At 70.5% G+C, this 26,871-nt stretch carries 30 protein-coding genes; 8 read left to right on the top strand and 22 right to left on the bottom strand.

Annotation, left to right across the window (positions count from 1 at the left end; all coding sequences use genetic code 11):
• Positions 1–30 precede the first annotated feature (30 nt).
• The 5 genes from tatC to GA0070561_RS31055 form a co-directional block, all read right to left on the bottom strand.
• Positions 31–981: a twin-arginine translocase subunit TatC gene (gene tatC, locus GA0070561_RS31075; RefSeq protein ID WP_091408722.1), complete on the bottom strand. Its 951-nt coding sequence runs from the start codon at positions 979–981 to the stop codon at positions 31–33.
• An 18-nt stretch (positions 982–999) separates the two neighbouring features.
• Positions 1,000–1,314, bottom strand: a complete 315-nt coding sequence (gene tatA, locus GA0070561_RS31070; protein ID WP_091408718.1) for a Sec-independent protein translocase subunit TatA — start codon at positions 1,312–1,314, stop codon at positions 1,000–1,002.
• Positions 1,315–1,473: 159 nt separating this feature from the next.
• Entirely contained in the window at positions 1,474–1,719 is a 246-nt protein-coding gene (locus tag GA0070561_RS31065) for a hypothetical protein (RefSeq protein WP_091408909.1), read from the bottom strand.
• A gap of 10 nt (positions 1,720–1,729) precedes the next feature.
• Entirely contained in the window at positions 1,730–2,785 is a 1,056-nt protein-coding gene (locus tag GA0070561_RS31060) for a helix-turn-helix transcriptional regulator (protein WP_091408713.1), read from the bottom strand.
• Positions 2,782–3,780: a helix-turn-helix transcriptional regulator gene (locus GA0070561_RS31055; protein WP_091408906.1), complete on the bottom strand. Its 999-nt coding sequence runs from the start codon at positions 3,778–3,780 to the stop codon at positions 2,782–2,784. The genes GA0070561_RS31060 and GA0070561_RS31055 overlap by 4 nt, the downstream gene beginning before the upstream one ends.
• Positions 3,781–3,897: 117 nt before the next feature.
• On the opposite strand from GA0070561_RS31055, the gene GA0070561_RS31050 reads away from it, so the two are divergent.
• Together GA0070561_RS31050 and GA0070561_RS31045 are read left to right on the top strand one after the other, a co-directional pair.
• Entirely contained in the window at positions 3,898–4,902 is a 1,005-nt protein-coding gene (locus GA0070561_RS31050) for a cation diffusion facilitator family transporter (RefSeq protein WP_091408902.1), read from the top strand.
• A 49-nt stretch (positions 4,903–4,951) separates the two neighbouring features.
• Positions 4,952–6,037, top strand: coding sequence for a DUF3866 family protein (locus GA0070561_RS31045; protein ID WP_091408709.1), 1,086 nt, complete (start codon positions 4,952–4,954; stop codon positions 6,035–6,037).
• Between the two features lie 124 nt (positions 6,038–6,161).
• Here the strand turns inward: GA0070561_RS31045 and GA0070561_RS31040 are convergent, their stop codons facing one another.
• The 7 genes from GA0070561_RS31040 to rfbA form a co-directional block, all read right to left on the bottom strand.
• A complete protein-coding gene (locus GA0070561_RS31040) occupies positions 6,162–7,043 on the bottom strand; it encodes a hypothetical protein (protein ID WP_091408705.1) in 882 nt (293 codons plus the stop codon).
• Positions 7,033–7,392 (bottom strand): hypothetical protein, encoded by a 360-nt coding sequence (locus tag GA0070561_RS31035; RefSeq protein WP_141710504.1) that lies wholly within the window; start codon positions 7,390–7,392, stop codon positions 7,033–7,035. The genes GA0070561_RS31040 and GA0070561_RS31035 overlap by 11 nt, the downstream gene beginning before the upstream one ends.
• Positions 7,389–7,796, bottom strand: a complete 408-nt coding sequence (locus GA0070561_RS31030; protein ID WP_141710503.1) for a DUF6313 family protein — start codon at positions 7,794–7,796, stop codon at positions 7,389–7,391. The genes GA0070561_RS31035 and GA0070561_RS31030 overlap by 4 nt, the downstream gene beginning before the upstream one ends.
• A 165-nt stretch (positions 7,797–7,961) precedes the next feature.
• Positions 7,962–8,156: a hypothetical protein gene (locus GA0070561_RS31025; protein WP_091408694.1), complete on the bottom strand. Its 195-nt coding sequence runs from the start codon at positions 8,154–8,156 to the stop codon at positions 7,962–7,964.
• A gap of 79 nt (positions 8,157–8,235) precedes the next feature.
• The gene (gene pafA, locus GA0070561_RS31020; protein ID WP_088989658.1) at positions 8,236–9,594 is read right to left on the bottom strand and encodes a Pup--protein ligase; all 1,359 of its coding nucleotides are present in this window, start codon (positions 9,592–9,594) and stop codon (positions 8,236–8,238) included.
• Positions 9,595–9,662: 68 nt separating this feature from the next.
• Entirely contained in the window at positions 9,663–10,286 is a 624-nt protein-coding gene (gene rfbC / locus GA0070561_RS31015; RefSeq protein ID WP_091408691.1) for a dTDP-4-dehydrorhamnose 3,5-epimerase, read from the bottom strand.
• Complete coding sequence (rfbA, locus tag GA0070561_RS31010) at positions 10,283–11,173, bottom strand: glucose-1-phosphate thymidylyltransferase RfbA (RefSeq protein ID WP_091408686.1); 891 nt, start codon at positions 11,171–11,173, stop codon at positions 10,283–10,285. The genes rfbC and rfbA overlap by 4 nt, the downstream gene beginning before the upstream one ends.
• 85 nt (positions 11,174–11,258) lie before the next feature.
• Here rfbA and rfbB point away from each other — a divergent pair, with 85 nt between their 5' ends.
• Genes rfbB through GA0070561_RS30980 form a run of 6 tightly spaced genes read left to right on the top strand, consistent with a single transcriptional unit; the run spans position 11,259 to position 16,541 of the window.
• Complete coding sequence (gene rfbB / locus GA0070561_RS31005; protein WP_091408682.1) at positions 11,259–12,260, top strand: dTDP-glucose 4,6-dehydratase; 1,002 nt, start codon at positions 11,259–11,261, stop codon at positions 12,258–12,260.
• Positions 12,257–13,144 (top strand): dTDP-4-dehydrorhamnose reductase, encoded by an 888-nt coding sequence (rfbD, locus tag GA0070561_RS31000; RefSeq protein WP_091408678.1) that lies wholly within the window; start codon positions 12,257–12,259, stop codon positions 13,142–13,144. Before rfbB ends, rfbD begins: the two co-directional genes overlap by 4 nt.
• Entirely contained in the window at positions 13,141–13,512 is a 372-nt protein-coding gene (locus GA0070561_RS30995) for a DUF2304 domain-containing protein (protein WP_091408675.1), read from the top strand. The genes rfbD and GA0070561_RS30995 overlap by 4 nt, the downstream gene beginning before the upstream one ends.
• Positions 13,505–14,206: a glycosyltransferase family 2 protein gene (locus GA0070561_RS30990; RefSeq protein ID WP_091408671.1), complete on the top strand. Its 702-nt coding sequence runs from the start codon at positions 13,505–13,507 to the stop codon at positions 14,204–14,206. Before GA0070561_RS30995 ends, GA0070561_RS30990 begins: the two co-directional genes overlap by 8 nt.
• A complete protein-coding gene (locus GA0070561_RS30985) occupies positions 14,203–15,516 on the top strand; it encodes a lipopolysaccharide biosynthesis protein (RefSeq protein WP_091408668.1) in 1,314 nt (437 codons plus the stop codon). The genes GA0070561_RS30990 and GA0070561_RS30985 overlap by 4 nt, the downstream gene beginning before the upstream one ends.
• Entirely contained in the window at positions 15,513–16,541 is a 1,029-nt protein-coding gene (locus GA0070561_RS30980) for a glycosyltransferase family 2 protein (protein WP_091408665.1), read from the top strand. Before GA0070561_RS30985 ends, GA0070561_RS30980 begins: the two co-directional genes overlap by 4 nt.
• A 62-nt stretch (positions 16,542–16,603) precedes the next feature.
• Here GA0070561_RS30980 and prcA read toward each other — a convergent pair whose 3' ends face one another.
• The 10 genes from prcA to GA0070561_RS30930 all read right to left on the bottom strand — a co-directional run bounded on the left by prcA (position 16,604) and on the right by GA0070561_RS30930 (position 26,854).
• A complete protein-coding gene (prcA, locus tag GA0070561_RS30975) occupies positions 16,604–17,425 on the bottom strand; it encodes a proteasome subunit alpha (RefSeq protein WP_091408661.1) in 822 nt (273 codons plus the stop codon).
• Positions 17,426–17,488: 63 nt separating this feature from the next.
• Positions 17,489–18,328 carry a proteasome subunit beta gene (gene prcB / locus GA0070561_RS30970; RefSeq protein WP_181541120.1) on the bottom strand — a complete coding sequence of 280 codons (840 nt, stop codon included), beginning with the start codon at positions 18,326–18,328 and terminating at the stop codon, positions 17,489–17,491.
• Positions 18,247–18,933 carry an endonuclease VII domain-containing protein gene (locus tag GA0070561_RS30965; protein ID WP_091408654.1) on the bottom strand — a complete coding sequence of 229 codons (687 nt, stop codon included), beginning with the start codon at positions 18,931–18,933 and terminating at the stop codon, positions 18,247–18,249. Before GA0070561_RS30965 ends, prcB begins: the two co-directional genes overlap by 82 nt.
• A 22-nt stretch (positions 18,934–18,955) precedes the next feature.
• A complete protein-coding gene (locus tag GA0070561_RS30960; RefSeq protein ID WP_088948111.1) occupies positions 18,956–19,171 on the bottom strand; it encodes a ubiquitin-like protein Pup in 216 nt (71 codons plus the stop codon).
• 108 nt (positions 19,172–19,279) lie between these two features.
• On the bottom strand, positions 19,280–20,530 hold the full coding sequence (locus GA0070561_RS30955) for an acyltransferase family protein (RefSeq protein WP_167362542.1): 1,251 nt from the start codon (positions 20,528–20,530) through the stop codon (positions 19,280–19,282).
• A 77-nt stretch (positions 20,531–20,607) separates the two neighbouring features.
• Entirely contained in the window at positions 20,608–22,125 is a 1,518-nt protein-coding gene (gene dop / locus GA0070561_RS30950) for a depupylase/deamidase Dop (RefSeq protein ID WP_091408647.1), read from the bottom strand.
• Positions 22,126–22,267: 142 nt separating this feature from the next.
• Complete coding sequence (locus GA0070561_RS30945; protein WP_091408644.1) at positions 22,268–23,821, bottom strand: DUF2142 domain-containing protein; 1,554 nt, start codon at positions 23,819–23,821, stop codon at positions 22,268–22,270.
• Positions 23,822–23,878: 57 nt separating this feature from the next.
• The gene (locus GA0070561_RS30940) at positions 23,879–24,811 is read right to left on the bottom strand and encodes a glycosyltransferase family 2 protein (RefSeq protein ID WP_091408640.1); all 933 of its coding nucleotides are present in this window, start codon (positions 24,809–24,811) and stop codon (positions 23,879–23,881) included.
• Positions 24,812–24,813: 2 nt separating this feature from the next.
• Entirely contained in the window at positions 24,814–25,761 is a 948-nt protein-coding gene (locus tag GA0070561_RS30935) for a Gfo/Idh/MocA family protein (protein WP_091408636.1), read from the bottom strand.
• Positions 25,754–26,854, bottom strand: coding sequence for a DegT/DnrJ/EryC1/StrS family aminotransferase (locus tag GA0070561_RS30930; protein ID WP_091408632.1), 1,101 nt, complete (start codon positions 26,852–26,854; stop codon positions 25,754–25,756). Before GA0070561_RS30930 ends, GA0070561_RS30935 begins: the two co-directional genes overlap by 8 nt.
• Positions 26,855–26,871: the final 17 nt, after the last annotated feature.

Genomic DNA, 26,871 nt, shown 5'->3' with positions numbered 1-26,871 from the left:
GGCGTCGGTGGACCGGTCGGCGCGGGGCCGTCAGGTCATGTCGTCGTAGCGACGCTCGATCGGCGCCGGTGGGGCGACCGGTTCGGGTACGCCGATCGGCGCGGTCGAGTCGACCCGCTGCCCGGCCACGACCGGGTCCGCGTCGAACTCCAGCGGCGACACCTCGTCGTCGTCGATGCCGGCGTAGATCTCCTTGCCCCGCCCACGCCGCTTGTCGTTGAGGAAGGCGATGCCCACCGCGCCGAAGTAGAGCGCGGAGAGGCAGATCGCCAGGGCCGTCATCCCGAACGGGTCCGGTGTCGGGGTGACCACCGCGGAGAACGCGAAGAACACGAAGATCGCCACGCGCCACCAGCTGAGCAACCGCTTGGCGCTGGCGATGCCCACGAAGTTGAGCATCAGTACGACGAGCGGGAACTCGAAGGCCACACCGAACAACAGGATCAGGTTGGTGACGAAGGAGATGTACTTGGTGATCTCCAGAGTCGTGCTGATCTCGCTGTCCGAGATGCTGAGCAGGAACTCCAGGCCCTTGGCCGTGACGAAGTACGCCAGCACCGCACCGGCCGCGAACAGCGGCGCGGCGAGGGCGGTGAAGAAGTACGCGTAGCGCCGCTCGTGCCGGTGCAGGCCGGGCGCGATGAACGCCCAGAGCTGGTAGAGCCAGATCGGCGCGGCCACGATCAACCCGACCCAGAGCGCGACCTTCAGGTTGAGCAGGAACAGGTCGGCCGGGCCGAGCTGCACGAACTCACACTTGCCGTCGACGTATCTGGCCTGCGGCAGGTCACAGTAGGGCTGCTGGAGCAGGTGCAGCACCGGCTTGGCCAACCAGAAACCGAAGCCGAAGCCGATCAGGATCGCCACGGACGCGCGGAAGAGACGATTGCGCAGCTCGCGGACGTGCTCGATGAGCGTCATCGAGCCGTCGGCGGCCCGCTCGAACGTGCTCGGGCCGCGTTTACGCAGTGCGAAGGCCACGGTAGTGGGGCCCTTCGGTCAGTTGTCGCGGACGCGGTGCACCGGGTCGACGACCGGCTGCTGCGGCGGCGCCTGCTGGTACGGGGCCTGCTGCGGCTGGCCAGCGTACGGCGCCTGCTGCCCGGCGTGCGGCGGCAGCGGCTGGTAGCCGGCCTGCGCGTCGGCCTTCTCGGCGAGGTCGCGGTCGTCTTCCTGCAGGCTCTTGGTCTCGGCCTTGATGATCCGCAGCGACCGACCCAGCGAACGGGCCGCGTCGGGGAGCCGCTTCGCCCCGAAGAGCAGGATCAGCACAACCACGAGAACAGCGATGTGCCACGGCTTGAGGGCACCCATGAGAAGCTCCAGTCGCTCTGTGTCCGGGGGGTGGTACGCAGCCCATCGTACGTGCGGATCGGCTGCCCGCCACCCACTGGGTGGTGGTGGTCTGGGCGGGAGGGTGAAGTCTTGACCAACCCGCGATGATCCGTCAACCACCGCCGGGTGCGTACCCGATCAGCCGCGCTTGGCCTTGATCACCGCGAGTCGCTGGGAGGTGGTGTCGAGCCGACGTTGGACTTCCTCGGCACGCCGTTGCAGCGCCTCGGCGGTTTCCCGCAGCGCCTCGGCCTCGGCGGCCCGCCGCTGCAACGCCACGGCGGCGCGGCGCAGTCGGGGCAGTCGGGCCAGCACCGGGCGCACGGCCAACGCGAGCGCCACGAGGGGTAGCAGCACCACCGCGAGCACGATCCAGATCAGCACGGCGGTCAGCCTACTGGGTGCGGCCGGCCACCGCCGGGTCACCCGACGGCGCACGCTCCGGGTCGACCTCAGGCGGCCGGGGCACGGCCGCGGGCGTGGGCACGGCGTACGCCTCCAGCGCGGCGGCCGCCGTCGCCCGCACCTGCTCGGCCAACTCGACCGGGGCGACCACCGTCACCTCCGGGCCGAGGCCCAGCACGAACCGGCGGGCCCACCCCAGGTCGGTGACCCGCAGGGAGACGAGCCACTGGTCGCCGTCGCCGGCCTCCACCCGCTCGCACGGGTAGTACTCGGTGATCCACCGCTCGCCCCGGCCGATGCGCAGGGTGATCAGCGGCAGGTCGGCCGAGGGGCGGAAGATGCCCTCGGTGAGGTCGTGCGGGACGGCCTGCGGCGGCACCGTGGCCGGCTCGTCCAACTCGGTGACCGCGTCGATCCGGTCGGCGCGGAACAGCCGGACGGCCTCCGCGCGCCGACACCACGCCTCCACGTACGCCCGGCCGCCGACCATCAGCATCCGCAGCGGGTCGATGACGCGCTCGGTGGTCTCGTCCCGAGCGGCCGTGTAGTAGGTGATCCGCAGGGCCTTGCCGCCCTCCACGGCGGCGCGCAGCGCCTCGACCCGCGGGGTGTCCCCGGGCAACCGGACCGCCACCGGCGCGCCCACCAGGTCGCCCGCGTCCTCGATCTTGGCGAGGGCCCGTTCGACGGCCTCCCGGTTGGCCACCCCGGGGGTCTCGGCCAACATCCGCAGCGCCACCACCAGTGCCAGGGCCTCGTCGGGGGTCAGTCGCAACGGCCGGTCGATGCCGGCGTCGTAGGTGATGGTCACCCGGTCACCGTCGAACGCCATGTCGATCAGGTCACCGGGGCCGTACCCGGGGAGCCCGCACACCCAGAGCAGCTCCAGGTCCTCCCGGATCTGGCGCTCGGTGACACCCAGGTCACCGGCCGCCTCGGCGATCTCGATGCCGGGCCGGGCCAGCAGGTAGGGCACCAGGTTGAGCAGTCGGGCCAGCCGGTCGGCGGACGCGCGGGAACCGCTGCGGGCGGCCGGACGGGTCACCGGGCACCCCCGCTGACGGCCAGCTCGTCGTGGCGCACGGCGATCTCCTTGAGTCGTTGGATGACCGCCTCGCGGACCTCCGGTGGGTCGAGAACCCGCACGTCCGGGCCGTAGCCGACGAGATGACCGGCCAGCCCGTCCGGGTCGGCGTACGGCAGGACCAGCCGGTCGCCGTCCGGCCCGGCGGTCACCTCCACCGCCCAGCGGCGCAGCCCGGCGGCCCGCCCCGGCGCGGCCAGCACGGTGGCCCGACCGGTGCGCTCCACCGGACCCGACCAGCGGGCCACGTGGCTGATCAGGTCGACGTTGGCCGGCGGCTCGTACGCGCCGGGGGCGCCGGTCACCCGGACCGCGCCGACGACCCGGGACAGCCGGAAGCAGCGGGTCGCCTCCCGGTCCTGGTCGTGGCCGACCACGTACCACCGGCCGCGCCAGCAGACCACGCCCCACGGTTGCAGCCGCCGCCGGCTGGGCGCGTCGCGGTCGGGCACCCGGTAGTCGAACCCCACCTCGCGGCGGTCCCGGGCGGCGGCGGTCAGCGGCGCGAACGCCGGGTCGACAGTGACCATGGGCTCCAGGCCGAGGGTCGCCTGCGGGTCCACGTCCACCCCGGCGGCACGCAGCTTGGCCAGCCCCGACGACGCGGCGGCGGCCAAGCCGGCGTGCTGCCACAGCCGGGCGGCGATGCCGACCGCGGCGGCCTCGTCCGGTTCGAGGAGGATGTCGGGCAGCGCGTATTCGCGGTGGGCGATCCGGTAGCCGGGCTCGGCGTCGAAGGCGCTCGCCGTGCCGGTCTCCAGTGGCACACCCAGCTCACGCAGCTCGGCCTTGTCCCGTTCGAACTTGCGTTGGAACGCCTCGTGGTCGCGCGCGTCGTCCGGATCGTGCTCGTAACCGGGCACGGTCGCGGCGATCTGCGCGGCGGTCAGGAACCGTCGCGTGGACAGCAGGCAGATCACCAGGTTGACCAGGCGTTCGGTGCGGGTCCGCGACACGCGGTAGACGCTAGCAGCCGACCCGCCCACACCGTGCACCCACGCGGGCGTGCCGCACACTTGTTCGGATCGGGCCTCCCCCGGCGCGTCGCCGTCGGCGGTCATAGGGTGATCCTCATGTCGCAAGCGGACGCCAGGCCCGAGAGCGAGAGCGTCGGCACCGTCGTCGTCGCCGGCGCCGCCAACCTCGCCATCGCGGTCGCCAAGCTGATCGCCGGGCTGATCTCCGGATCAGCCGCGATGCTCTCCGAGGCGGCGCACTCGGTCGCCGACACCACCACCGAGGTGCTGCTCTTCCAGGCGCTGCGCCGCGGTGCCCGCCCGGCCGACCAGCGACGCCCCTTCGGATACGGCAAGGAAAGCTACGTCTGGGCGTTCTTCGCGGCCATGTTCACGTTCGTCGCCGGCGCCGGTTTCGCCGTCACCCACGGCGTCACCACGATCCTGGTGCACGAGCACAGCGGCGACTACCTCATCTCGTACATCGTGCTCGGGGTGTCGTTCGTCATCGAGTCGATCTCACTGGCCCGGGCGGTGCGGCAGGTCCGCCGCGAGTCGCGACGCTGGGAGACCACGCCTCGGCGGTTCCTGCGGCTGACCGCCGACACCACAGTCAAGGCCGTCTTCCTGGAGGACAGCGCGGCCCTGATCGGTCTGGTGCTGGCCGGGCTCGGCGTCGGCCTGTCGCACGCCACCGGCGACGAGGTGTGGGACGGCGTCGCGTCGATCCTGATCGGGCTCCTGCTGCTGACGGTCGCCGGGGTTCTCGCCGCCAACAACCTGTCGCTGCTGGTCGGCCGGGCCGTCCCGGAGCGGCTGCGCCACGAGATCGAGCAGGATCTGGCCGGACTGCCCGAGGTGGAGCGCATCGACACCCTGTTGACCATGCAGCTCGGCCCGCAGGACATCCTGGTCGCCGCGAAGGTCGACTTCCGCGACGAGGCCACCGGCGCGCAGATCGAGGCCACCGCCGACGAGGCCGAGCGGCGGCTCACGAACCGGTACCCGGAGATCAGGTTCGTCTTCCTCGACCCGACCCGTTCGATGCCGGGCGCCACCGGCACCGCCCGGCACACCCAGGCCGGGCCGACCCCGGACGCCGGCGGCCCCGAACCCACCTGACCCACACCCGGGCGCGGGCCGCCGGGCCCGCGCGGCTAGCGTGCCCGTCATGGTGCGATGGCGTACGGGGACGGTGGCGACGCTGCGACGGCAGTGGACCGGGGCGGTGGAGCTGGACGTCGACCTGCCCGACGGCACCCGGATGCGGGCGCTGGCCTACCCGGACCTGGTCGGCACGCCCGAGCCCGGCGACCGGGTCCTGCTCAACGCCGGCGCGCTGCTGATGGGGTTGGGCACCGGCGGGTACGCCCTGGTGGTCGCCCTGCCGGACCGGCTACCGCCGGACCCGCCGGACGTCGCCGACACCCGCGACGCCGGGCACCTGGTCAAGGCCCGCTACACGCCGTTGCAGCCGATCCTCCTCGGCGTCGACGAGGAGGCCTCTCCGCACCGCGACGTGCTGGCCGACGCGGACGACCTCGGCGGCCTGCCGGTGGTCACCGCCGACCTGCACTCGGCGCTCCCGGCGATCCTGGCCGGCATCCGGGCCGACGCCCCGCAGGCGCGGGTGGCGTACCTGCTCACCGACGGCGGGGCGCTGCCCGCCTGGTTCTCCCGCACCCTCGCCGGGCTGCGGGCCGAGCTGGCCGGCACGATCACCGTCGGGCAGGCGTTCGGTGGCGACCTGGAGGCCACCACCCTGCACGGCGGTCTGCTCGCCGCCCGGTACGTGCTGAACGCGGACGTGGCGATCGTGGCCCAGGGACCGGGCAACCTGGGCACCGGAACCCGGTGGGGCTTCTCCGGCGTCGCCGTCGGCGAGGCGGTCAACGCGATCGCCACGCTGGGCGGAAAGCCGGTCGGCTCGTTGCGCATCTCCGACGCCGACCCCCGCCCCCGACACCGGGGCGTGTCACACCACAGCCTCACCGCGTACGGTCGGGTGGCGCTCGCCCCGGCGGAGCTGGTGGTGCCCGAGGACCTGGCGCCGTCCCTCGCGACCGAGGTGCACGCGGCCCTGGCGCCCCTGGCGGCCCGGCACCGGATCGTCCGGGTGCTCACCGACGGTCTGGACGCCGCGCTGCGGGCCAGCGCCGTGCCGCTGTCCACCATGGGCCGTGGTCTCGACGCCGACCACGCGTACTTCCTGGCGGCAGCCGCCGCCGGCCGGCACGCGGTAACCCTGGCCGCCTAGTCCGGCAACCGCAGCTACTGCTGTGTCGCGTCCGGCGACAGCTCGACCGTCCGCTCCGCGAGGGTCCAGCCGTTCTTGCGCTCTCACCCTGCCATGGCCCCGGCCGGCGAGCAGCGCCGATGCCTCAGCGACGATCGTCGGGGCCATTCCCGTCGCGTGTCCCCTCTGTGCCGTACACCACCTTGCCGCCGCCGACCCGGTCGCCGACGATCGGGCCGCCGACGATCGGGCCGACGATCGTCGATCGATCGGACCGGACCTGGACGGTCCCGGGCAGTGGCGATGGATGCGCTTCACCGGGCACCCAGATCCACGCCTGCTGGTGCAATTCCTTGCCGGTCACGTCGACCGCTCTAAACGCAGACGGGTCGAGCCCGCCGCGATAATCCTGTCCAACGACGTCTCGGTAGAACATGTCCGAGGCGATGATCGCCAGCGCCGCCCCCCGCACCGCCGTCATGGCAGACCTCAACGACTCGCTGTCGACCAGCCGCATCGCGGTAACGACGGCCGACCCGCCCCAACCGGTCTCGTGCCGGATGAGATGACCCATGTGCAGTGCGACACGTACGCGCAACCGGTCGTCGTCGCGCCTGGATCGTCCTGCCCCTGCCAATTGGTGGGCCAGGTGGGCGACGAAGTGGCTGACCCGCCCAGCGCGGTCGGGAGGTGATACGAAGAGGACGACACCGTCACCACTGTCGTGCCAGTCCACGTCGTTCATGTCGGCGTAGTCGAGCGCGGAGCTCATCGCTGACGACAGGAATCTCCACTGCGTTTCCCACCGCGCGAGTTCGGGTGCGCCGTTCCGAGCGAGGGCCACCACGACAATGAAACCGAAGTTTGGATCGGGCTTCGGACGGAACATCCTCCGGTGGATCCGCGCCTCGGCCCGGGCAACGTAGTGGTCGACCTCGTCAAGGGTCCGGTCGGGGAACGAGTCACGCACCAGCCTCCTCGCGAGCGTGCGGAAGCTGCCGCGGACGCCGGTCGGCTCAGCGGTCATGATCCTGCTCCATCCGCCCGGCGGAGGTACCTCGCTTGCAGATCGGGCACCACGGCCAAATCTGGTCGTCGACCAGGAAATCAACGGCCGCCTCGACCGCCTGCTTGACCGCCCTCCAGCCATCGGCGCGAGGACTCACGGCGTCCGTATCCAGCACCAACACGACGATGGCTTCCCAGTCCCGCTCGGCGACGTTCCAGTGTCCGTCGTGCAGCCTCACGAAGTCCGGGGTGAATCGGGCCGGAACCTCGAATCCGCTGTGCAGGTACACCAGATCCTTGAGATGCGGGATTACGGTGCGCCTTCCTTCGCGGGATCCTGGAACTCGGGCCGTCTCCTGCTCGGTCATGAATCGCCGGCCTTGGCGAGCACTTCGCCGATCGGCCGCTGCCGCCGGCCAGCGATCGCGAAGCTGATTACCACGCCCGCGACGGCGCCGAAGACTGCCGGAGCGGCCAGCCAACCCGCCAGCGAGACGGGCCATGCCAACGCCGGCACCGAGACGGAGGGATCGCCGGGCGAGGTGATGCCGATGGCCACGTCATAGGTCGTTCGCCACCCGATCACCACACCGCTGGTCAGGTACAGCGCGGCGAAAATCGCGGACAATATCGTTCCACGCACCAGCAGCCAGTGACGGAGGCCGGTGTAGGCGCCCCACGCGCGAACCCAGCGACGCAGACGGTCGCGCACCCGGTCGGGTGGTGGAGGCAGCAGCGGCACCCTGGCGTTGACGGCCGGAGACGGTGGCATGCTCACACGGTAACCATCAGTCGTCCGCGCCGCACCCACCGTTGAGACGACAGGGTGGACCGTCCATCGGCGCGGTCGAGAGCTCGACGGCGTCACCGCCGACGGTCGGGGCGGCCCGGGTCGGAAGGCTGCGGGCGGGCCAACCCCGCAGGCTGCGCGTGCGGGTCAGGCCAGGAAGATCAGGGCCAGCCAGCCGCCCACGATGAGCACCAAGGCCAGGGCCAGCACCCAGGTCGGAACCGTGTATTCACCGCGCCGGTTACGGTCGATCTCGGCGCGGATCTTCTCCCGCCGACGTTCGATCCAGTTCTGCCGCTCGGTGCCGCGCTCGGGGCGGTCGGAAGGTCCAGAAGTCGTCATGGCGCGCTCAGCTTAACCGCTCAGCGCGCCGGGCTGAGCGGCCCCGTCGGCGCAGCGCACCGACGGGGCCGACAACCGGTCACATGCTGGCGATCAGCCGCTCCACCCGCTCGTCGTACGCCCGGAACGGGTCCTTGCAGAGCACGGTGCGCTGCGCCTGGTCGTTGAGCTTCAGGTGCACCCAGTCGACGGTGAAGTCCCGGCGCTTCTCCTGGGCGTGCCGGATGAACTCGCCCCGCAGCCGGGCCCGGGTGGTCTGCGGCGGGGTCTCCTTGGCCTCGAAGATCTCCGGGTCGGTGGCCACCCGGTCGACCTCGCCGCGGCGTTCCAGGAGCCCGTAGAGGCCCCGGCCACGGCGCACGTCGTGGTAGGCCAGATCCATCTGCGCCACCCGGGGGTGCGACAGCGGCAGGTCGTGCTTGCGCTGGTAGCGCTCGATCAGCCGCAGCTTGCTGACCCAGTCGATCTCCCGGGAGACCGGCTCCAGGTCGCCGGTCTCCACCGCGTTGAGCACCCGGCCCCACAGCTCGACGACCCGCTTGGCGGCCTGGTCGCCGCCGCGTCGCTCGACGAACTCGGTGGCCTTGGCGAGGTATTCCTGCTGGATGTCCAGGGCGCTGACCTCCTTGCCGTTGGCCAACCGCACCTTGCGCCGGCCGGTGATGTCGTGCGACACCTCCCGGATGGCCCGGATCGGGTTCTCCAGGGACAGGTCGCGCATCACCACCCCGGCCTCGATCATCCGCAGCACGATGTCGGCGGTGCCGACCTTGAGCAGCGTGGTGACCTCGTTCATGTTGGAGTCGCCGACGATCACGTGCAGCCGCCGGTAGCGCTCGGCGTCAGCGTGCGGCTCGTCGCGGGTGTTGATGATCGGACGGCTGCGGGTGGTCGCCGAGGAGACGCCCTCCCAGATGTGCTCGGCCCGCTGCGAGAGGCAGTAGACCGCGCCGCGTGGGGTTTGCAGAACCTTGCCGGCCCCGCAGATCAACTGCCGGGTGACCAGGAACGGAATGAGCACGTCGGCGAGCCGGCCGAACTCGCCGTGCCGGGAGACCAGGTAGTTCTCGTGGCAGCCGTACGAGTTGCCGGCCGAATCGGTGTTGTTCTTGAACAGGTAGATCTCACCCGCGATGCCCTCGTCGTGCAGCCGCTTCTCCGCGTCGACGAGCAAGCCCTCCAGGATCCGCTCGCCGGCCCGGTCGTGGGCGACGAGATCGGTCACCGAGTCGCACTCCGGTGTCGCGTACTCCGGATGCGACCCGACGTCCAGGTAGAGCCGGGCCCCATTGCGCAGGAAGACATTGCTCGACCGACCCCAGGACACCACGCGACGGAACAGATACCGCGCGACCTCGTCCGGGGACAGCCGCCGCTGCCCGCGATAGGTGCAGGTGACGCCGTACTCGGTCTCGAGGCCGAAGATTCGCCGCTCCATGGTGTGACATTAGCCGCCCGGAGGCCCGGTTCGTCACTGTCAGACCACAGGTCGTGCCCCGAGCGCGGTCACATACCGGTTGAGTGCGACATTCCGTCCGGACCGAGGCTCGCCACGAACCGCCGGCAGCTGTCGTACTCCGGAAGCAGTCCGCGCTCGCGGGCCTGCGCCAGAGTCGGCGCCGCGTCGTCGCGCGCGGACAGCAGTGGAACGTCGGCGGGCCACTCGATGCCCAACTCCTCGTCCAGCGGGTGCACCGCGTGCTCGCCGGTCGGGTTGTAGGTGGCCGAGCAGAGATAGCTCAAGGTCGCGTCGTCGGTCAACGCGCAGAACCCGTGCCCCAGCCCCTCGCTGAGGTAGACCGCCCGACGGTCGGTGTCGTCCAGCCGGACGCCCTCCCAACGACCGAAGGTCGGCGAGCCCACCCGCAGGTCCACGATCACGTCGAGGACCGCGCCCCGCACACAGGTGACGTACTTGGCCTGCCCGGGCGGGACGTCGGCGAAGTGGACGCCGCGCACCACGCCACGCGCGGAGACCGACAGGTTGGCCTGGGCCAGCCGCAGCGGATGCCCCACCACCTCGGCGAGCTTGTCGAAGCGGTACCACTCCATGAACATGCCGCGCGGGTCACCGTGCTGCTGGGGGATGATCTCCCAGGCGCCCTCGATGCTCAGCTCCCGGATCTTCACCAGGAACCCCCGTCGTCGCCGGCCTTGTCGCTGAGCAGACCGAGCAGGTAGTCGCCGTAACCGCTCTTGGTCAGCGGCTCGGCGAGCGCACGCAGCTGCGCGTCGTCGATCAGGCCAGCCCGCCAGGCGACCTCCTCGACGCAACCGATCTTGAGACCCTGCCGCTCCTCGACCACCCGGACGAACTCGGCGGCCTGCATCATCGAGGTGAACGTGCCGGTGTCCAGCCAGGCGGTGCCGCGATCCAGCACCGTCACCGCCAGCTCACCGGTCTCCCGGTACACCTCGTTGACCGCCGTGATCTCCAGCTCGCCCCGGGCGCTCGGGGTGAGCTTGCGGGCGATGTCCACCACCCGGTTGTCGTAGAAGTAGAGGCCCGGCACCGCGTAGCGGGACTTCGGGCGGGCCGGCTTCTCCTCGATCGAGAGCACCCGACCATCCGCGTCGAAGTCGACCACGCCGTACTCCTGCGGGTTGGCCACCTGATAGGCGAAGACCCGCCCGCCGACCGGGTCACCGTGGTCGGCGAGCTGCCGGCCCAGACCCACGCCGTGGAAGATGTTGTCGCCGAGGACCAGCGCCACCGACTCGGTGCCGATGAAGTCCGCACCGAGGATGAACGCCTGCGCGATGCCCTCCGGGCGCTCCTGGCTGACGTACTCCAACCGCAGCCCGAACTGGCTGCCGTCGCCGAGCAGCCGACGGAACTGGTCCTGGTCGTCCGGGGTCGTGATCACCAGGATCTCCCGGACCCCGGACATCACCAGGGTGGAGAGCGGGTAATAGATCATCGGCTTGTCGAAGACCGGCATCAGCTGCTTCGAGACCGCCCGGGTGATCGGCCAGAGCCGGGACCCGGTGCCGCCGGCAAGTAGGATTCCGCGCACCGGGGAAGCCTAGCCGCACCCGGACAAGTTGTGCGGGGGTCGCATACCAGGGGCCGCGCCGCCCGTCGCGTATACTTCCGGACCCGTGAGGATCCTCGTCACCGGCGGAGCCGGATTCATCGGGTCGGAGTACGTTCGCCTGCTGCTGGGCAAGCCCCTCGGCAGTGCAGACGGCGTGCCGCCGATCGAGCCGGCCGTCGTGACCGTGCTGGACAAGCTGACCTACTCGGGCAACCTGGCCAACCTCGAGCCCGTCCGCGACGACCCGCGACTGCGGTTCGTGCAGGGCGACATCTGCGACCCGGTCGTGGTCGACGAGGTGGTGGCCGAGCACGACGTGATCGTGCACTTCGCCGCCGAGTCACACGTCGACCGCTCGATCGCGGGCGCCGCGCCGTTCGTCACCACCAACGTGCTGGGCACCCAGACGCTGCTCGACGCGGCGCTGCGCCACGGCACCGGCCGGTTCGTGCACGTCTCCACCGACGAGGTCTACGGCTCGATCGACGAGGGCTCCTGGACCGAGACCTGGCCCCTCGCCCCCAACTCGCCGTACTCGGCGTCCAAGGCTGGCTCCGACCTGCTCGCGCTGTCGTACCACCGCACCCACGGCATGGACGTGGTCGTCACCCGCTGCTCCAACAACTACGGCCCGTACCAGTTCCCTGAGAAGGTCATCCCGCTGTTCGTCAGCAACCTGCTCGACGGCGGCACCGTCCCCCTCTACGGCGACGGCGGCAACATCCGTGACTGGCTGCACGTGCACGACCACTGCCGCGGCATCGCCCTCGTCCAGCAGAAGGGTCGCGCCGGCGAGGTCTACAACATCGGCGGCGGCACCGAGTTGACCAACAAGGAACTCACCGGTCTGCTCCTGGACGCCTGCGGCGCCGGATGGGACCGGGTCGTCCCGGTCACCGACCGCAAGGGTCACGACCGCCGGTACTCCCTCGACATCACCAAGATCAGCGAAGAGCTCGGCTACCACCCCAGCATCACCCTGGACCAGGGCCTGGCCGACACCGTCCGCTGGTACCGGGACAACCGCAACTGGTGGGAACCCCTCAAGTCCGCGCCAATCGCATGACCCGACTCCTCGTCACCGGCGCGGGCGGGATGCTCGGCCGGGACCTGGTCACCGTGCTGGGTGCACGGCCCGACCTCAAGGTGACCGCCGCCACCCGCGCCGACCTGGACGTCACCGACCGCGCGGCGGTCCACGCCGCCGTCGCCGGGCACGACCTGGTGATCAACGCGGCCGCGTGGACCAACGTCGACGCCGCCGAGGCCGACGAGGCCGCGGCGACCGCCGTCAACGGCCACGCCGTGGCCAACCTGGCCGCGGCGTGCGCCACCGACGGAACCCGGCTGATCCAGGTGTCCACCGACTACGTCCTCGCCGGCAACGCGGACAGCCCGTACCCGGAGGACGCGCCCACCGCGCCGGTCAACGCCTACGGCCGCGGCAAGCTGGTCGGCGAACAGGCCGTCGCGCGGCTGCTACCCGACACCGGGTACGTCGTACGCACCGCCTGGCTCTACGGCGCGCACGGCCCGAACTTCGTGGCCACCATGCTCCGACTCGCCACCCAGCGCGAACACCTCGACGTGGTCGACGACCAACACGGCCAACCCACCTGGTCGTACGCGCTCGCCGAGCGGCTCGTCGCACTCGCCGACGCGGCGCTGGCCGGTCACGCGACGCCCGGCGTCTACCACGGCACCTGCGCCGGTCAGACGACCTGGTACGGGCTGGCCCGCGCCGCGTTCACGCTGGCCGGACTGGACCCGGACCGGATCCGACCCACCACCAGCGACCGGTATCCGCGTCCCGCCCCCCGGCCTGCGTACAGTGTGCTAGGGCACAGCCGCTGGGCAGTCGTGGGTCTGCCCCCGCTTCCCGACTGGCACAGCGCCCTGGTTGACGCGTTCCACTCCCCCGCTCCACCCGCCCCGTGGAAGGTCGCATGAAGCTCACCCTCGTCACCGGCCTGACCGGCCTGCTGCTGCTCGGCACCATCGTCGAGCTGCTGCGCCGTCGTCAGCTGCGCGAGAAGTACGGCATGCTCTGGCTCGCCGTACTGGTCGTCGTGATCCCGCTGTCCCTGTTCCCCCGGCTGCTCGACAACGTCGCCGAACTCCTCGGCGTCGCCTCCGGTGTCAGCCTGGTGCTCTTCCTCGGCATCGTCTTCCTGTTGCTCGTGTGCGTGCACCTGAGCTGGGAGGTCAGCGCACTCGAAGAAGAAACCCGAACCCTGGCCGAAGACTTCGCTCTGCTCCGCGCACAGATCGACGCGGACCGGGCGGCCCGTGACGAACTGGTGTCGAACGATGGTTAACGGCAAGCGCACACTGATCATCATTCCGGCCCTCAACGAGTCGGGTTCCATCGCCGACGTCGTCGGCGAGGTCCGTGGCGAGCTACCCGGCGTCGACGTGCTCGTCGTCGACGACGGCTCCACCGACCGCACGGCCGCCGTCGCCGCCGCCGCCGGCGCCCGGGTCGCCAAACTGCCGTACAACCTCGGCGTCGGTGGGGCCATGCGCCTCGGCTACCGCTACGCCCGCGACCACGACTACGACGTCGCCATCCAGATCGACGCCGACGGTCAGCACGACCCCCGGTACGTGCCGAAGCTCGTCGACCTCCTCGACGACAACGACCTCGTCATCGGCGCCCGCTTCGCCGGTGAGGGCGACTACACGGTCCGCGGCCCCCGCCGCTGGGCCATGGTGATGCTCTCCGCCGTACTCTCCCGGGTCGCCCACACCAAGCTCACCGACACCACCTCCGGCTTCCGGGCCGCCAACCGGCGGGTCATCGAGATGTTCGCCACCTGGTACCCGGCCGAGTACCTCGGTGACACGGTGGAGACCCTGGTGCACACCGCCCGGCGCGGCTACCGCATCCGCCAGGTGCCGGTCGCCATGCGCAAGCGGATGGCCGGCACGCCCAGCCACTCCCCCGCCCGGGCGATGATCTACCTCGGCCGCGCGTTCGCCGTCCTCACGCTGGCGCTCATTCGCCGGTGATCCAACGCCTGCTACGCCTGATCCCGCCCGGCACCATCGCTGTTGGTGCCGGGCTGGGCCTTCTAGGCCTCGCCTCGTACGTCCACCTCGCGGTCGCCGGCCACAGCCTCAGCAAGGCCGACTACTCGTCCCTGTCGGTGCTCTGGTCGATCGTGTTCACCCTCGGCATCGGCGTGTTCATGCCGATCGAGCAGGAGGTCGCCCGGGTCGTCGCCGCCCGGCACAGCCAGGGGCTGCCCCCGGGGCCGGTGCTGGCCCGCGGTGTCACCGTCGCCGCAGTGCTGCTCGCCGTGCTGGTGTTGGCCGTCACCGTCGCCCGTCAGCCACTCGCCGACAAGCTCTTCGCCGGTGACGGCAACCTGGTCACCGTGCTGATCGGCGCGCTCGCCGCGATGGCCGTCGCCTACGCCACCCGCGGCGTCCTCTCCGGCCTGCAACTGTTCCCCTGGTACGGCACCCAACTCGGGATCGACGGCGGCCTGCGCATCATCATGGTCGCCGTGCTCGGCTTGGCCGGAGTGAGCTCCCCCGTCTGGTACGGACTCGTGCTCGTCGCCGCCCCGCTGGTCAGCGTCCTGCTCACCCTGCCGCCGGTGCTACGCGCCATCGGTGCAGGCCCGCCGGTCGCCTGGGCCACCCTGCTGCGCGGCCTCGGCCTGCTCACCGCCTCCAGCCTGCTCTCCCAGGTCGTGGTGAACATCGGCGTGATCAACGTGCAGCTGCTCGCCCCCGCCGACGCGGCAGCCGCCGGCGCGCTGCTCTCCGCCCTCGTGCTGGTCCGCATCCCCCTGTTCGTCTTCGGCTCCCTCCAGGCGTCACTGCTGCCCGGCCTGGCCACCACCGCCACCACCGGCGACCAGGCCGGCTTCCACAGCCTGCTGCGCCGGGCGCTCGGCATCGTCACCGCGCTCGGCCTCACCGGGGCCCTCGGCGCCGTGCTGCTCGGCCCGTGGCTGGTCGGCACACTCTTCGACGCGCCCGGCGTCCTCGGCCACGGCGACTTCGCCTGGTTGGCGGCCGCCACGCTCGCCTACCTGTGGGCGATGGTGCTCGGCCAGGCCCTGCTCGCCCTCGACCGGCACCGCGCCCAGGCCCTCGCCTGGACCGTCGGCGTCGCCGCCCTGATCGCCGTGACGCTGATCCCGGCTCCGGTCACCCTGCGAGTCGAGCTGGCGTACACCGTCGGCTCGGTCATCGTCGCCGCCACCATGGCGACGCTGCTGCTGCGCGGCGGCGTCCGCCGACCCACCACCCCCACCCGGCCGCTCGCCGAGGCCGTCGCCCCTGCCGCATCCGGAGGCCTCCCATGACCCGCCCACAGGTGACCGCCGTCATGCTCGCCTACGGCGCCGAGCCGTACCTGGTCAACGCCGCCCGAGCCATCCTGGCCAGCACCGACGTCGACATCGAGCTGGTCGTCGTCGACAACGGTTGCACCGGCGACGGCATCGACATCGTCAAGGGCTTCCCCCAGGTCCGGGTGGTCCGACCCGAGCAGAACACCGGCTACTCCGGCGGCTGCCGGATCGGCGCCGCCGAGGCCACCGGAGACTGGCTCGCCTTCGTCAACTCCGACGCCATCGTCGCCCCCGACGCCCTCGCCAAGACGGTTGCGGTCGCCGCCGAACCGGGCGTCGGCGCCGCGATGGCCTCCATCCGGCTCGCCGACACTCCCGAGCTGATCAACACCTCCGGCAACCCACTGCACTTCACCGGGCTGTCCTGGGCCGGCGGCAACGGCGAGCCGGCCAGCGCCCACGCCGCACGCACCAGGGTGCCGTCGCTCAGCGGCTGCTGCTTCGTGATCAGCCGTCAGCGTTGGCAGGAACTCGACGGCTTCGCCGCCGAATACTTCGCCTACCACGAGGACACCGAGCTGAGCCTGCGGCTCTGGCAACGCGGCCTGCGCCTGGAGTACGTACCCGACGCCGTCGTGCGCCACCACTACGAGTTCTCCCGCAACGACCTCAAGCTCTACCTGGTGGAACGCAACCGGCTGGTCACCCTGCTCACCGCGTACCAGACCCGGACGCTGGTGGTGCTCGCCCCGATGCTGCTGCTCACCGAAGCCGCCATGCTGGCCGCCGCGCTCGCCGGTGGTTGGACCCGGCAGAAGACCCGCGGCTGGGGTTGGCTGTGGCGCAACCGGTCCTGGGTCGGCGCCCGCCGCCGTCAACTCCAGGCCGAACGCACCGTGCCCGACGGGGTGATCGCCGAGCTGATGACCGCCCGGGTCGCCCCCTCGAACGTCGACTCGCCCCCCGGCATGGGCGTGTTCAACGCGGTCGCCGCCGGCTACTGGGCCCTCGCCAGGCCCCTGCTCCAGCGCCGCTGACCCCGACAGACAACAGCGCCGGGGCCCGCGTGTGCGGGCCCCGGCGCTGTCTCGTCACCTGATCAGCTGTCGGGTTGACCCGGCCGGTCCTCCAGGTCAGCGGACCCTGCGGAGCTGGTCGGCTTACCGGCCTCCCCGGTCGGCACGCTCGGTGTGTCCGGCCGGTCGCTGGTCGGCGGCGCCGACTCCCCATCCAACAGCGCGGTCAGCGCAGCCCCGGTGATCCGCCGGAACGTCCGGCCGACCCGCTGACGGTCCAGTACCGCCACCTCGAGCTGGTTCGCGGCGATCGTGCGGGCGGCCCCACCCTCACCGCCGACGGTGCTCAGTGCCTGCACCGCGACCTGGACCGCCTCACCGAGCGACATGTCCGGCCGGTGGTTGGACTTCAGCACGCCGGTGATGGCCTCAGCCTGACCACCCATCGCCATCCGCCCAGGCTCGTCGTTGACCGAACCGTCGTAGGTGAGCCGGTACAGTTCGTCGTCAGCGGCAGTGGCCCCGACCTCCGCCACGCAGATCTCCACCTCGAACGGCTTCGACTGCTCGGTGAAGATCGCGCCAAGGGTCTGCGCGAACGCGTTGGCCAGGGCCCGACCGGTGACGTCCCGGCGGTCGTAGCTGAGCCCGTTCAGGTCGGCCATCCGCACGCCGGCCCGCCGGAGGTTCTCGAACTCGTTGTAACGGCCGACCGCGGCGAAGCCGATCCGGTCGTAGATCTCACTGACCTTGTGCAGGGCGCTGGAGAGGTTCTCCGCGACGAAGAGCACCCCGCCGGAGTAGCTCAGGACCACTGCGCTACGCCCGCGAGCAATGCCCTTACGGGCCAGCTCGGAGCGGTCACGCATGATCTGTTCGGGCGAGGCGTAGAACTGCATGGCCACGGCGGCGGTTCTCCTAACGGCGCTGTGCTGACGACTGCTGGCTGGTGGGGTGGTCGGTCGGAACTAGCCGCCCGGGTTTTCCATCCGGCCGGCGACCACGCCCTCGGCGATCGTCGCCGTCTCGGCGTCGGTGAGCCGGTAGGTGCCCTCGGCAGTCGCGGTCATCACCACGGGGTAGATCCGCCGGGTCAGGTCGGGCCCGCCGGTCGCGGTGTCGTCATCGGCCGCGTCGTAGAGCGCCTCGACCGCCAGCCGCGTCGCGTCCTCGACGGTCAGCCCGACCCGGTACCGCTTCTTCAACGCGGACTTGGCGAACAACGACCCGGACCCGATCGCGTCGTAGCCGGTCTCCTCGTACGGGCCACCGGTCACATCGAAGCTGAAGATCCGACCGGCCCGCGCCGGGTCGGCGGCGGCCAGGTCGAACCCGGCGAAGAGCGGCACCACGGCCAACCCCTGCATGGCCGCCCCCAGATTGCCCCGGATCATCGAGGCCAACCGGTTGGCCTTACCGTCCAACGAGAGCATCGCGCCCTCGATCTTCTCGTAGTGCTCCAGCTCCACCTGGAACAGTCGCATCAGCTCGATGCCGATACCGGCGGTGCCCGCGATGCCGACCAACGAGTACGCGTCGGCGGGGTGCACCTTCTCGATGTCGCGCTGGGCGATCAGGTTGCCCATGGTGGCCCGTCGGTCGCCCGCCATCACCACACCCTCGGCGGCCGCGATGGCCACGATGGTGGTCGCGTGCGGCGCCAGGTCGGCGGCCATGCCCGGCGGCAGCGGTCGCCGACCGGGCAACATCTCGGGGGCCACCCGACTCAGAAACGTCGTGAAGGAGGACGTCCCCGCGTTGGTGAACACATCTGGTAGACGCCCGGATGGATCAAAGCCCGCTGCCACGTGGTTCCTCTCAGGTACGTGATCGCCCTGGCCAGCCTCATGGGACTGTCACGGAACTGGCCAAGACCACCGTTGCAGTTGAAGCAGAGTATCCCGCGCACCCATCCGGTGCGATGATCGTGGTCCAGATGTTGCGGGTCGGCACCGCCACAGATCGCGCAGACCCCGCCCTGCTCGGCCAGGAGCTCCTGAAACTCTTTCTCGCCCACGCCGTATCGGCGCCGCAGGTGGTACTCGCGCGTCCCACCGTGCAGGCGAAGCTTGCTCTCCTTGCCCTTCGCATTGTGGCAAGGTTTGCAGTATCGGCCGTAACCTCCACGGCCGGAGCGATTCCGTGGAAAGTCATCGAGGGGCTTGGTGGCGCCGCAGTCGGGGCATCGCCGGTGGCCCGCTGGCACCAACGGCAGCTGGCGCACGTCCCTGCCCTGCCGCTCCTTCAGGCGCTTCGCGTAGCTCGCCTTCGATCGAAGGTTGAAGCAGGGCTTGCAGTAGCTGCCGCGACCGTCGGGGCGTCTGCTGTTAGCGCAAAATTGATCAAGGGGCAGCCACTCGCCGCAGTCTCGGCAGCGGCGGTGGCCATCCCGGTCATCCAGAGGACGAGGCATGTCCGTTTCGTCCACCTATGCCCTACTCGCCCCCTTTTTGCACATAGCCCCTCACGAATTCCTCTGCGTTTTCTTCGAGGACGGAGTCGATCTCGTCGAGGAGGTCGTCGACGTCCTCGGTGATCTCGGCGTGCCGCTCGGCCACCTCGGGGTTGGCCTCGGTGGTGACGTCCTCGATCTCCTCGCCCTGACGGGACTTGCCGGACTGCGACTGGCCGCCGCTGTCATGAGTGGCCACTGCTGCCTCCTCCACGATCGTCTGGCATGAAATCTACCCCGCCCAGGCGACAGAAGGCCCTCACGTCCGCCGTGTTCGGTTCGGGGGCGTTGGATCGCGCCGGAGCGGTCAGCCCCGAGGAGCCGACGCGTCGGCCGTGGCTGGCACCGGCACCCGCTCCGGCTCGGGCTGCCGCTCCCCCGATGCCTCCGCGGGTGGTGCCCCGCGGCGGAAGCGGGGCGTCCAGTCCTTGAAGCGCAGAGCCTGCTTCTCCACCAGGTGCCAGGACAGGAACGCCAGCACGACGGTGAAGACCATGACCACCGCGAAGTAGCCGACGAAGCCCCAGGCCGCCGCCCCCAGCCAGGCCAGCATCTGCTGCACGACGAAGGAGTAGATGTAGATGCCGTACGAGTAGTCGTTCTTCTGCCCCACGACATGCAGCAGCCGCGGCAACCGGACCGCGAGGTAGAGGATGGCGTACTCGTAGGCGAGCAGCGCCGGGCCGAACAGGTGACCCTCCAGGGTCTGCCAGCCGGTCACGACGATGGCGAGCACGCCGAGGACGTCGCTGATGGGCAGCTTGTCGCTGTACAGGTCCGCCACGGCGCCCACCAGGAACATGAACCCGAACCGCAGGAACCAGATCTTGCTGAGTGCGCCCAGCAGCGGCAGCGTGCCGATGCTGCCGCTGGTGAAGTACGTCGACCCGCCGAAGCGCAGCGCCTCGTACTGGTTCCAGAGCAGCAGACCGAAGACGAGAACAGCGGCCGCGAGCACCAGCCAGCGGGCGCGGCGCAGCACGGCCACCACGGCCAGCGAAGCCACGATCAGGTAGCAGAAGATCTCGTAGCTGAGCGTCCAGAGTGAGCCGTCGAGGACGCTGCGACGCACCAGGTCGCCGTACGGCGTGTCCCGGAAGACGTCCATGATGCCCTGTTGGCGGTAGCCGCCCCACCAGTTGGCCTGCAGGAAGTTCACCACACCCGCCGGGTGCCGCCACAGCCCGTCCAGATCGCCGCGTTCGGCGTACCAGACGATCGGCGCCACCACGAAACTGATGAACAGCAGACACACCCAGAGACCCGGCCAGATCCGCAGGGCCCGGTGCCACAGGTAGCGGGGAAGGCTGGCGCGCCGAGCGCTGCGGGTAATGAGGAAGCCGGAGATGCCGAAGAAACCGGCCACCCCCAGACCGGCCACGTCGACCACCTCGGTCAACGGTCGGGCGTAACCGATCACCGCAGTGTGCGCAAGGACGACCGCTACGGCAAAACAGAGCCGTAGGAAGCCGAAACTGTTGGCGCGCCCGGCGTAGGCATTCGACAGCGGAACAGCCGTCACCGCACGCCGGCCAACCTGCCGGGCAGAGGGGAGCATCGCATCACCGTGGGGGTCGAGGAATTGGGGACGGCCTAGCATGCCACAAGCCGATCCCCGGTGGAGGCACCCGGACGTCAGCCCCCGGTCAAGGTCTCCAGCAGGTCCTTGGCGCTGGCACAGCGGTCGAACAGCGCCCCGACGTGCGCGCGGGTGCCCCGCTCCGGCTCCATCATCGGGACCCGGACCAGCGACTCACGGCCCACGTCGAAGATCACCGAATCCCAGCTCGCGGCGACCACCTCGGAGGCGTACTGGGCGAGGCAGCGACCCCGGAAGTAGGCCCGGGTGTCCTCCGGCGGCTCGGTCATCGCGCTGCGCGTCTCGTCGTCGGTGAGCAGTGTCTTCATCGCGCCCCGGCTGACCAGGCGGTGGTAGAGGCCCTTCTCCGGCCGGACGTCGGAATACTGGAGGTCGACAAGCTGGAGCTTGTGCGAGCCCCAACCGAGCTTCTCCCGCTCCCGGTAGCCCTCCAGCAGCCGCAGCTTGGCCACCCAGTCCAACTCGTCGGCGCAGAGCATCGGATCCCGGCCCAGCCGGTCCAGGACGCTCTCCCAGCGGTCGAGCACGTCGATGGTCTGCTCGTCGGCGTCGGTGCCGTACCGGTCGTCGACAAAGGACCGGACTCGCTCCAGGTACGCCCACTGCAGGTCCAGTGCGGTGAGTTTGCGGCCGTCGCGCAGTCGCATCCGGTGCGTCAGGGAGGGGTCGTGGCTGACGGCGCGTAGCTCGCTGACCGGGTCGGCGATGCCGAGGTCGGCCCCGAGCGCCTTCTCCTCGATCATGGTGAGGATCAGGGCGGTGGTGCCGACCTTGAGGTAGGTGGAGATCTCGGAGAGGTTGGCGTCGCCGATGATGACGTGCAGCCGGCGGTACTTGTCGGCGTCGGCGTGCGGCTCGTCGCGGGTGTTGATGATCGGGCGCTTGAGGGTGGTCTCCAGGCCCACCTCGACCTCGAAGAAGTCGGCGCGTTGGGAGATCTGGAAGCCGCTCTGGCCGCCGTCCTGGCCGATGCCGACCCGGCCGGCGCCGCAGACGATCTGCCGGGTGACGAAGAACGGCGTCAGGTACGCCACGATGTCGGCGAATGGCGTCTGGCGGCGCATCAGGTAGTTCTCGTGGGCGCCGTAGCTGGCGCCCTTGTTGTCGGTGTTGTTCTTGTAGAGGTGGATCGGCTGGGTGCCCGGGATGGTGGCGGCCCGGCGGGACGCCTCGGCCATCACCCGCTCGCCGGCCTTGTCCCAGCGCACGATGTCCCGGGGGGTGGTGACCTCCGGGGTGGAGTATTCGGGGTGGGCGTGGTCGACGTAGAGGCGTGCGCCGTTGGTGAGTATCACGTTGGCCAGGCCGAGGTCTTCGTCCGCGAGGGCCTCGGCGGGGTCGTACGCGGCACCGGAGTAGGTGAAGCCACGGGCGTCGCGCAGCGGCGACTCTTCCTCGTAGTCCCACCGGGCCCGGCCGCCCCGGTTGAGTTCCGGACGTGCCCCGTAGGCGTTCACCACCTGCGAGGAGGTGACCATCGGGTTGGCTCCGGCCTGCCCGGGCACGGAGATGCCGTACTCGACCTCGGTGCCCATGATTCGCCGTACGCTCATGCCGCGCCCCGCTTCAGCTCGCTGACGTACCGGTCCACGCCCACCGCCGGCCGGCGCGTTACCGCTCGATCGGCCCTGCACTCCAGACTAGTCCGAATCCGACAGCAACGCCCGCACCGGGCGTGGTCGGCCGGTCGGCCGATCAGCGCAGGTCCGCCGCCGGTGTCTGCTCGGCGATCGCTGGCGTCGGTTCGTCGGGCTCGCTCAGCGGGCGCATCGAGACCCGCCAGGCGAGGACGCCGAGCAGGGTCAGACCGAGCACGCTCGCCAGCAGGGGCGTGATCGAGCCGAGTGGCGGGTGCCAGTCGCCGGCGAAGGGGTTGATGGTGCGGAAGGTCAGGTACTTGGGCAGTCCGTCCTGCCACCGCACCATCGTCAAGATGAGCGTGAAGAGTTGGATCGGCAGGAGCAGGATGACGCTGAGGCGGACCAGGGTGCGGCTGCGGGTCGCGTCGAGCCCGCGCTCCTCCCAGACGTACGCGGCGAACAGCATCACCCCGCCGAGCATCGGCAGCATGTAGCGGCCCTGGGTGACGAACCCGGTCTGCTTGACCAGGGCCACCTGCATCAGGGACGGCACGACGGTGCCGGCGACGATCAGGACGAGCAGCCGCCCACGGTCGACCAACCGGCCGAAGACGAACGCCCCGATCAACAGCGTCGCGGCGACGAACTGCCAGGTCAGGTAGATCGGCGCGGGCATCCGGGTGTCCAGCCATGACGTCACTCCGACCATCTGGTCGAGGTAGCTGCGCCACCGGTCGGCCTCGGCGAGGGCGGCCTGGCCGTAGGTGTACACGTGGCCGCCGTACTTGCCGAGGTCGGAGGACTTCATCACGACGCCCCAGCCGACGGCGGTGAGGGCCGCGACGGCGATGCCGCCGACCCACCACCACACGGCCTTCTCGCGCACCAGCCGGCCGACGTTGCTCTGCCGCCACGGGAAGGCGAAGGCGACGAACGCCGCGGCCAGCCAGAGCGGCCCGGTCTGCCGCAGCATCGCGAGCAGCAGGCCGCTGATGCCGGCCAGGATGAGGAGACCGTGGTGCGGCTTCGGCCGGCGGTCCAGGAACAGGGGGATGGTGGCCGCGAAGAACGCCACGCCGGCGGCGATCTCCACGCCGTTGGGGTTGACGGCGCTGGCCATCTGGGCGGCCATCGGGGTGACGGCGACCAGCAGCCCGGCGATCATCAGACGACGCCGGGACCAGTTCACCGCCACGACGAATGCGCTGGCCAGCAGCGCCGCGGCGATGCCAGCGCTGATGAACCGGGCGAGCAGTACCCCGGACCAGCCCGGCCAGATGTCGAGCGGCCAGCCCACCAGGGCGTAGTAGACGGGGTGGTAGCGACCGGCGCCGGTGCCGGCGCGCACCGGGGTGTCGTCGCTGCCCGGTGGGACCGCGCAGGCGGCGGAGACGGTCGGCTTGAACTGCCAGCACTGCTCCCTGACCAGGCCGGCGGGCACGTCCTGGAAGGCTCCCGAGCCCTTCTTCGCGGCTGCCGGCGGCGGGGCGATCTCCCCCGCCGCCACACCGGCGGCGCGGATCATGTGCTCCCGCTCGTCCGGTGTGCCGTCGTAGGGGGCGGCGACCGACCAGGCCCCGATGGTCAGCAGGAAGCCGACGAACGCCAGGATCCAGATCCGGCGCGTGCCGGCGACGGCGCCGTCGCCGGCCGCAGGTTGTTCGGTCATCGCGGTTTGCTGCGCTGCCTTTCAGGGGGCGTGGAACGGATCAGGGCGCGGTACCGGTCAGTCCGGCGTCGACTGGATGTCCAGGGTGAGCGCGGAGATCAGCATGTGGATACCGGTCAGCAGCGGCCCGACGCAGAGCAGGACGCTACCGGTGGTGGCGACCGGTGGGCCGAGGGTCTCCGCCAGCACCCAGATCCCCCAGCCGGAGCCGAACAGGATGAGGAACAGGCCGGTGAAGAACAGCAGCGCGACGGCGGAGAACGAGGCGAGCACGTGCTTGAGCAGCATCCGCCGCCAGAAGCCGCGGAACAGGAGGCTGGCGATGCGGGGGGCCACCCGGTGGATGCGCATCGTCGACACCTCCTCGCCGTAGCTGGCGGGGACCGGTACGTCCTTGGCTCGGGCGTTGGCGATGTTGAGCCAGATCAGGAGGTCGTTCTCGAACTCGTAGCCGCGCGCCACGGCGGCGACGTTGAGCCGCAGCAGGGCCGAGCGGGACACCGCGGTGTAACCGTTCTGCGGGTCGAAGAGGTTCCAGTAGCCGCTGGCGACCTTGGTCGCGAACGACAGGGCGACGCTCCCCAGCATCCGTACGGCCGGCATGTCGGCGAACGACGTACGGGAGAAGAAGCGGTTCGCCTTGGTGAACTCGTAGCCGTCGTCGCAGATCGGGTCGAGCAGCGCCGGCAGGTAGGCCGGATCCATCTGGGCGTCACCGGCCATCACGACGTTGATGTCGGCGCCCAGGGCGAGGGCCCGCTCGTGCCCGTCCATGATCGAACCACCGACGCCGGTGTTCTTCTCATGGTCGATGACGACGACCCGCGGGTCACCCACCGCGCGAGCCCGCTCGGAGGTGTCGTCGGTGGAGCAGTCGTTGATCACCACGATGAAGTCCACGAAGTCGGGCATCGTGGTGATCGTCTTGCCGATCAGCCGGCTCTCGTTGTAGGCCGGGACGACAGCGGCGATCTTCTGACCCTTGTACATGCTCAGCCGACCAGGGCGGTGTCGCGGATCTGGAGGCACACCTCGAGCGCGGCAAGGCCGTCCTCGCCGCTGACCACGGGCCGGCGACGGTTGACGACGCAGTCGGCGAAGTGCCGCAGCTCGTGCATCAGCGGTTCGCCGTGCTGGGAGAGGAAGGGGATCTCGACCCGCCCGCTCTGCCGGTAGCGCACGCCGCCCTCGGAGAGGAACTCGGAGTGCTCGATCCGGTGCACCTCGACCTGCTGGCGCAGCAGGTCGGCGATGACGCAGTCGTTGCGCTGGGTGAGGGTGACGCGGCGGATCTTGTTCTGGCTGACTCGGCTCGCCGTGATGTTGGCGATCATGCCGTTCTCGAACATGAGCAGGGCGAAGGCCAGGTCCTGCTCGGTGGAGCGGACGATCCGGGTCGCCGCGCGGTGCGCGACGATCTCCGAGCCGGCCACCGTCCGTGCCAGGTCGACGTCGTGGATCATCAGGTCCAGCAGGACGTCGGCGAGGGCACGGTTGGAGAACGGGCCGACCCGGGTGATCTCCAACGACAGCGGGTCGTCCACCAGTTGGAGGAGCTCCGTGACCGCCGGGTTGAAGCGCTCGACGTGGCCGACCATCAACACGCGATCGTGCTTCTCCGCGAGGTCGATGAGGTGCCGCGCGTCGGCGACGGAGGTCGCGATCGGCTTCTCGACGAGAAGGTCCCGGCCGCTGCGCAGGATGCGCGCGCCCAACTCGCCGTGCGTCTCGCTCGGGGTCGCCAGGATGGCCGCGTCCACGCCGGCCAGCGCCTCGTCGATGTCGGTCGTGTAATCCGCGCCGATGGCCTTGGCCAGGGTGGCGGCCCGCTGGGGGTCGGGGTCGCAGACGGAGGTGACGGTGACGTCCGGCGTGGCGCGGGCCACGCGACCGTGGTTCGCGCCCATGATGCCCGCGCCGATGATCGCCAAATTAGGCATTGAACGCACCTCGTACGGCCTCGATCACCTGGTCGACGTCGTCGTCGGCGAGGTGTTGGTGAACAGGAAGGGAGAGCGCCTCCTCGGCGGCGCGAAGGGCACGAGGGGTCTCGTCCGTGCCGATCTGGGGGTGACCCACGTAGCAGTCGTAGTGGTGCATGAGGCGGGGGTAGTACAGACCGTAGCCGATCTCCCGCTCATCAAGCCGCTTGCCGAGGTCGTCGCGGCTCAGTGGCGCGTCGGCGCCGATACGCACCGTGTACTGGTGCCAGACGTGGCTGCGTCCGGCCGGCACCGACGGGGTGGTCAGCCCGGGCAGGTCGGCGAGGCCGGCGGTCAGCCGTGCGGCGTTCGAGGCCCGGCGAGCCGTGGTCTCGGCCAGCCGGCCGACCTGCGGCACGGCGATGGCCGCCTGCAGGTCGGTCAGTCGCCAGTTGTGGCCCGGCGCCTCGTACTGGTATCGCACCCGCATGCCCTGGTTGCGCAGCAGCCGAAGCCGGTCCGCGATGGCGTCGTCGGAGGTGGTGATCAGACCGCCTTCGCCGCACTGCAGGTTCTTCGTGGCGTACATGGAGAAGCAGCCGACGCCGAACGAGCCGACCGCCCGGTCACCGACGCGTGCGCCGTGCGCCTGGGCGGCGTCCTCGACGATCGCGAGCCCGGCGGTTTCGGCGATCGCGGTGAGGGCCGTCATGTCGGCGGGCAGGCCGTAGAGGTGCACCGGGAGGATGGCCTTGGTCCGTGCGTTGACCAGCGCCTGGACCGAGTCCGGGTCGATGGTGAAGTCGTCACGGATGTCGGCGAAGCGGACGGTCGCTCCGGACTCGAGAATCGCGTTCAGGGTCGCCGCGAAGCTGAAGGGAGTGGTGATGACCTCGTCGCCGGGCTGCAGACCGAGCGCTTCGAGGGCGGCCACCAGGGCGACGGTTCCGTTGCTGACTGCCACGGCGTGGGGGACACCGCAGAGCTCCGCGAACGACCGCTCCAGTTCGGCGACCATCGGTCCCTGAGCCAGCCTGCCGGACCGCAGAACCGACAGGACCGCGGCCTCTTCCTCGGGGCCGATGACCACCGAAGTGATGGGAATAGACATGAGGGGTTGTCTCCTGT

The sequence above is a fragment of the Micromonospora saelicesensis genome, assembly GCF_900091575.1.
Classification (GTDB): domain Bacteria; phylum Actinomycetota; class Actinomycetes; order Mycobacteriales; family Micromonosporaceae; genus Micromonospora; species Micromonospora saelicesensis.
This window is presented reverse-complemented; position numbering and strand designations above follow the sequence as displayed.

Excerpts from the sequence above, each read along its gene's own strand:
- dop (WP_091408647.1), bottom strand. The coding sequence starts at position 22,125 with ATGAGCGTACGGCGAATCATGGGCACCGAGGTCGAGTACGGCATCTCC.
- GA0070561_RS31045 (WP_091408709.1), top strand. The coding sequence starts at position 4,952 with ATGGTGCGATGGCGTACGGGGACGGTGGCGACGCTGCGACGGCAGTGG.
- GA0070561_RS31025 (WP_091408694.1), bottom strand. The coding sequence starts at position 8,156 with ATGACGACTTCTGGACCTTCCGACCGCCCCGAGCGCGGCACCGAGCGG.
- rfbD (WP_091408678.1), top strand. The coding sequence starts at position 12,257 with ATGACCCGACTCCTCGTCACCGGCGCGGGCGGGATGCTCGGCCGGGAC.
- GA0070561_RS30945 (WP_091408644.1), bottom strand. The coding sequence starts at position 23,821 with ATGACCGAACAACCTGCGGCCGGCGACGGCGCCGTCGCCGGCACGCGC.
- GA0070561_RS30940 (WP_091408640.1), bottom strand. The coding sequence starts at position 24,811 with ATGTACAAGGGTCAGAAGATCGCCGCTGTCGTCCCGGCCTACAACGAG.
- pafA (WP_088989658.1), bottom strand. The coding sequence starts at position 9,594 with ATGGAGCGGCGAATCTTCGGCCTCGAGACCGAGTACGGCGTCACCTGC.
- tatA (WP_091408718.1), bottom strand. The coding sequence starts at position 1,314 with ATGGGTGCCCTCAAGCCGTGGCACATCGCTGTTCTCGTGGTTGTGCTG.
- GA0070561_RS30930 (WP_091408632.1), bottom strand. The coding sequence starts at position 26,854 with ATGTCTATTCCCATCACTTCGGTGGTCATCGGCCCCGAGGAAGAGGCC.
- GA0070561_RS30935 (WP_091408636.1), bottom strand. The coding sequence starts at position 25,761 with ATGCCTAATTTGGCGATCATCGGCGCGGGCATCATGGGCGCGAACCAC.
- GA0070561_RS31035 (WP_141710504.1), bottom strand. The coding sequence starts at position 7,392 with ATGACCGAGCAGGAGACGGCCCGAGTTCCAGGATCCCGCGAAGGAAGG.
- GA0070561_RS31030 (WP_141710503.1), bottom strand. The coding sequence starts at position 7,796 with ATGCCACCGTCTCCGGCCGTCAACGCCAGGGTGCCGCTGCTGCCTCCA.
- GA0070561_RS31040 (WP_091408705.1), bottom strand. The coding sequence starts at position 7,043 with ATGACCGCTGAGCCGACCGGCGTCCGCGGCAGCTTCCGCACGCTCGCG.
- GA0070561_RS31050 (WP_091408902.1), top strand. The coding sequence starts at position 3,898 with ATGTCGCAAGCGGACGCCAGGCCCGAGAGCGAGAGCGTCGGCACCGTC.
- GA0070561_RS30980 (WP_091408665.1), top strand. The coding sequence starts at position 15,513 with ATGACCCGCCCACAGGTGACCGCCGTCATGCTCGCCTACGGCGCCGAG.
- GA0070561_RS30955 (WP_167362542.1), bottom strand. The coding sequence starts at position 20,530 with ATGCTCCCCTCTGCCCGGCAGGTTGGCCGGCGTGCGGTGACGGCTGTT.
- GA0070561_RS30990 (WP_091408671.1), top strand. The coding sequence starts at position 13,505 with ATGGTTAACGGCAAGCGCACACTGATCATCATTCCGGCCCTCAACGAG.
- GA0070561_RS30995 (WP_091408675.1), top strand. The coding sequence starts at position 13,141 with ATGAAGCTCACCCTCGTCACCGGCCTGACCGGCCTGCTGCTGCTCGGC.
- GA0070561_RS30965 (WP_091408654.1), bottom strand. The coding sequence starts at position 18,933 with ATGCCTCGTCCTCTGGATGACCGGGATGGCCACCGCCGCTGCCGAGAC.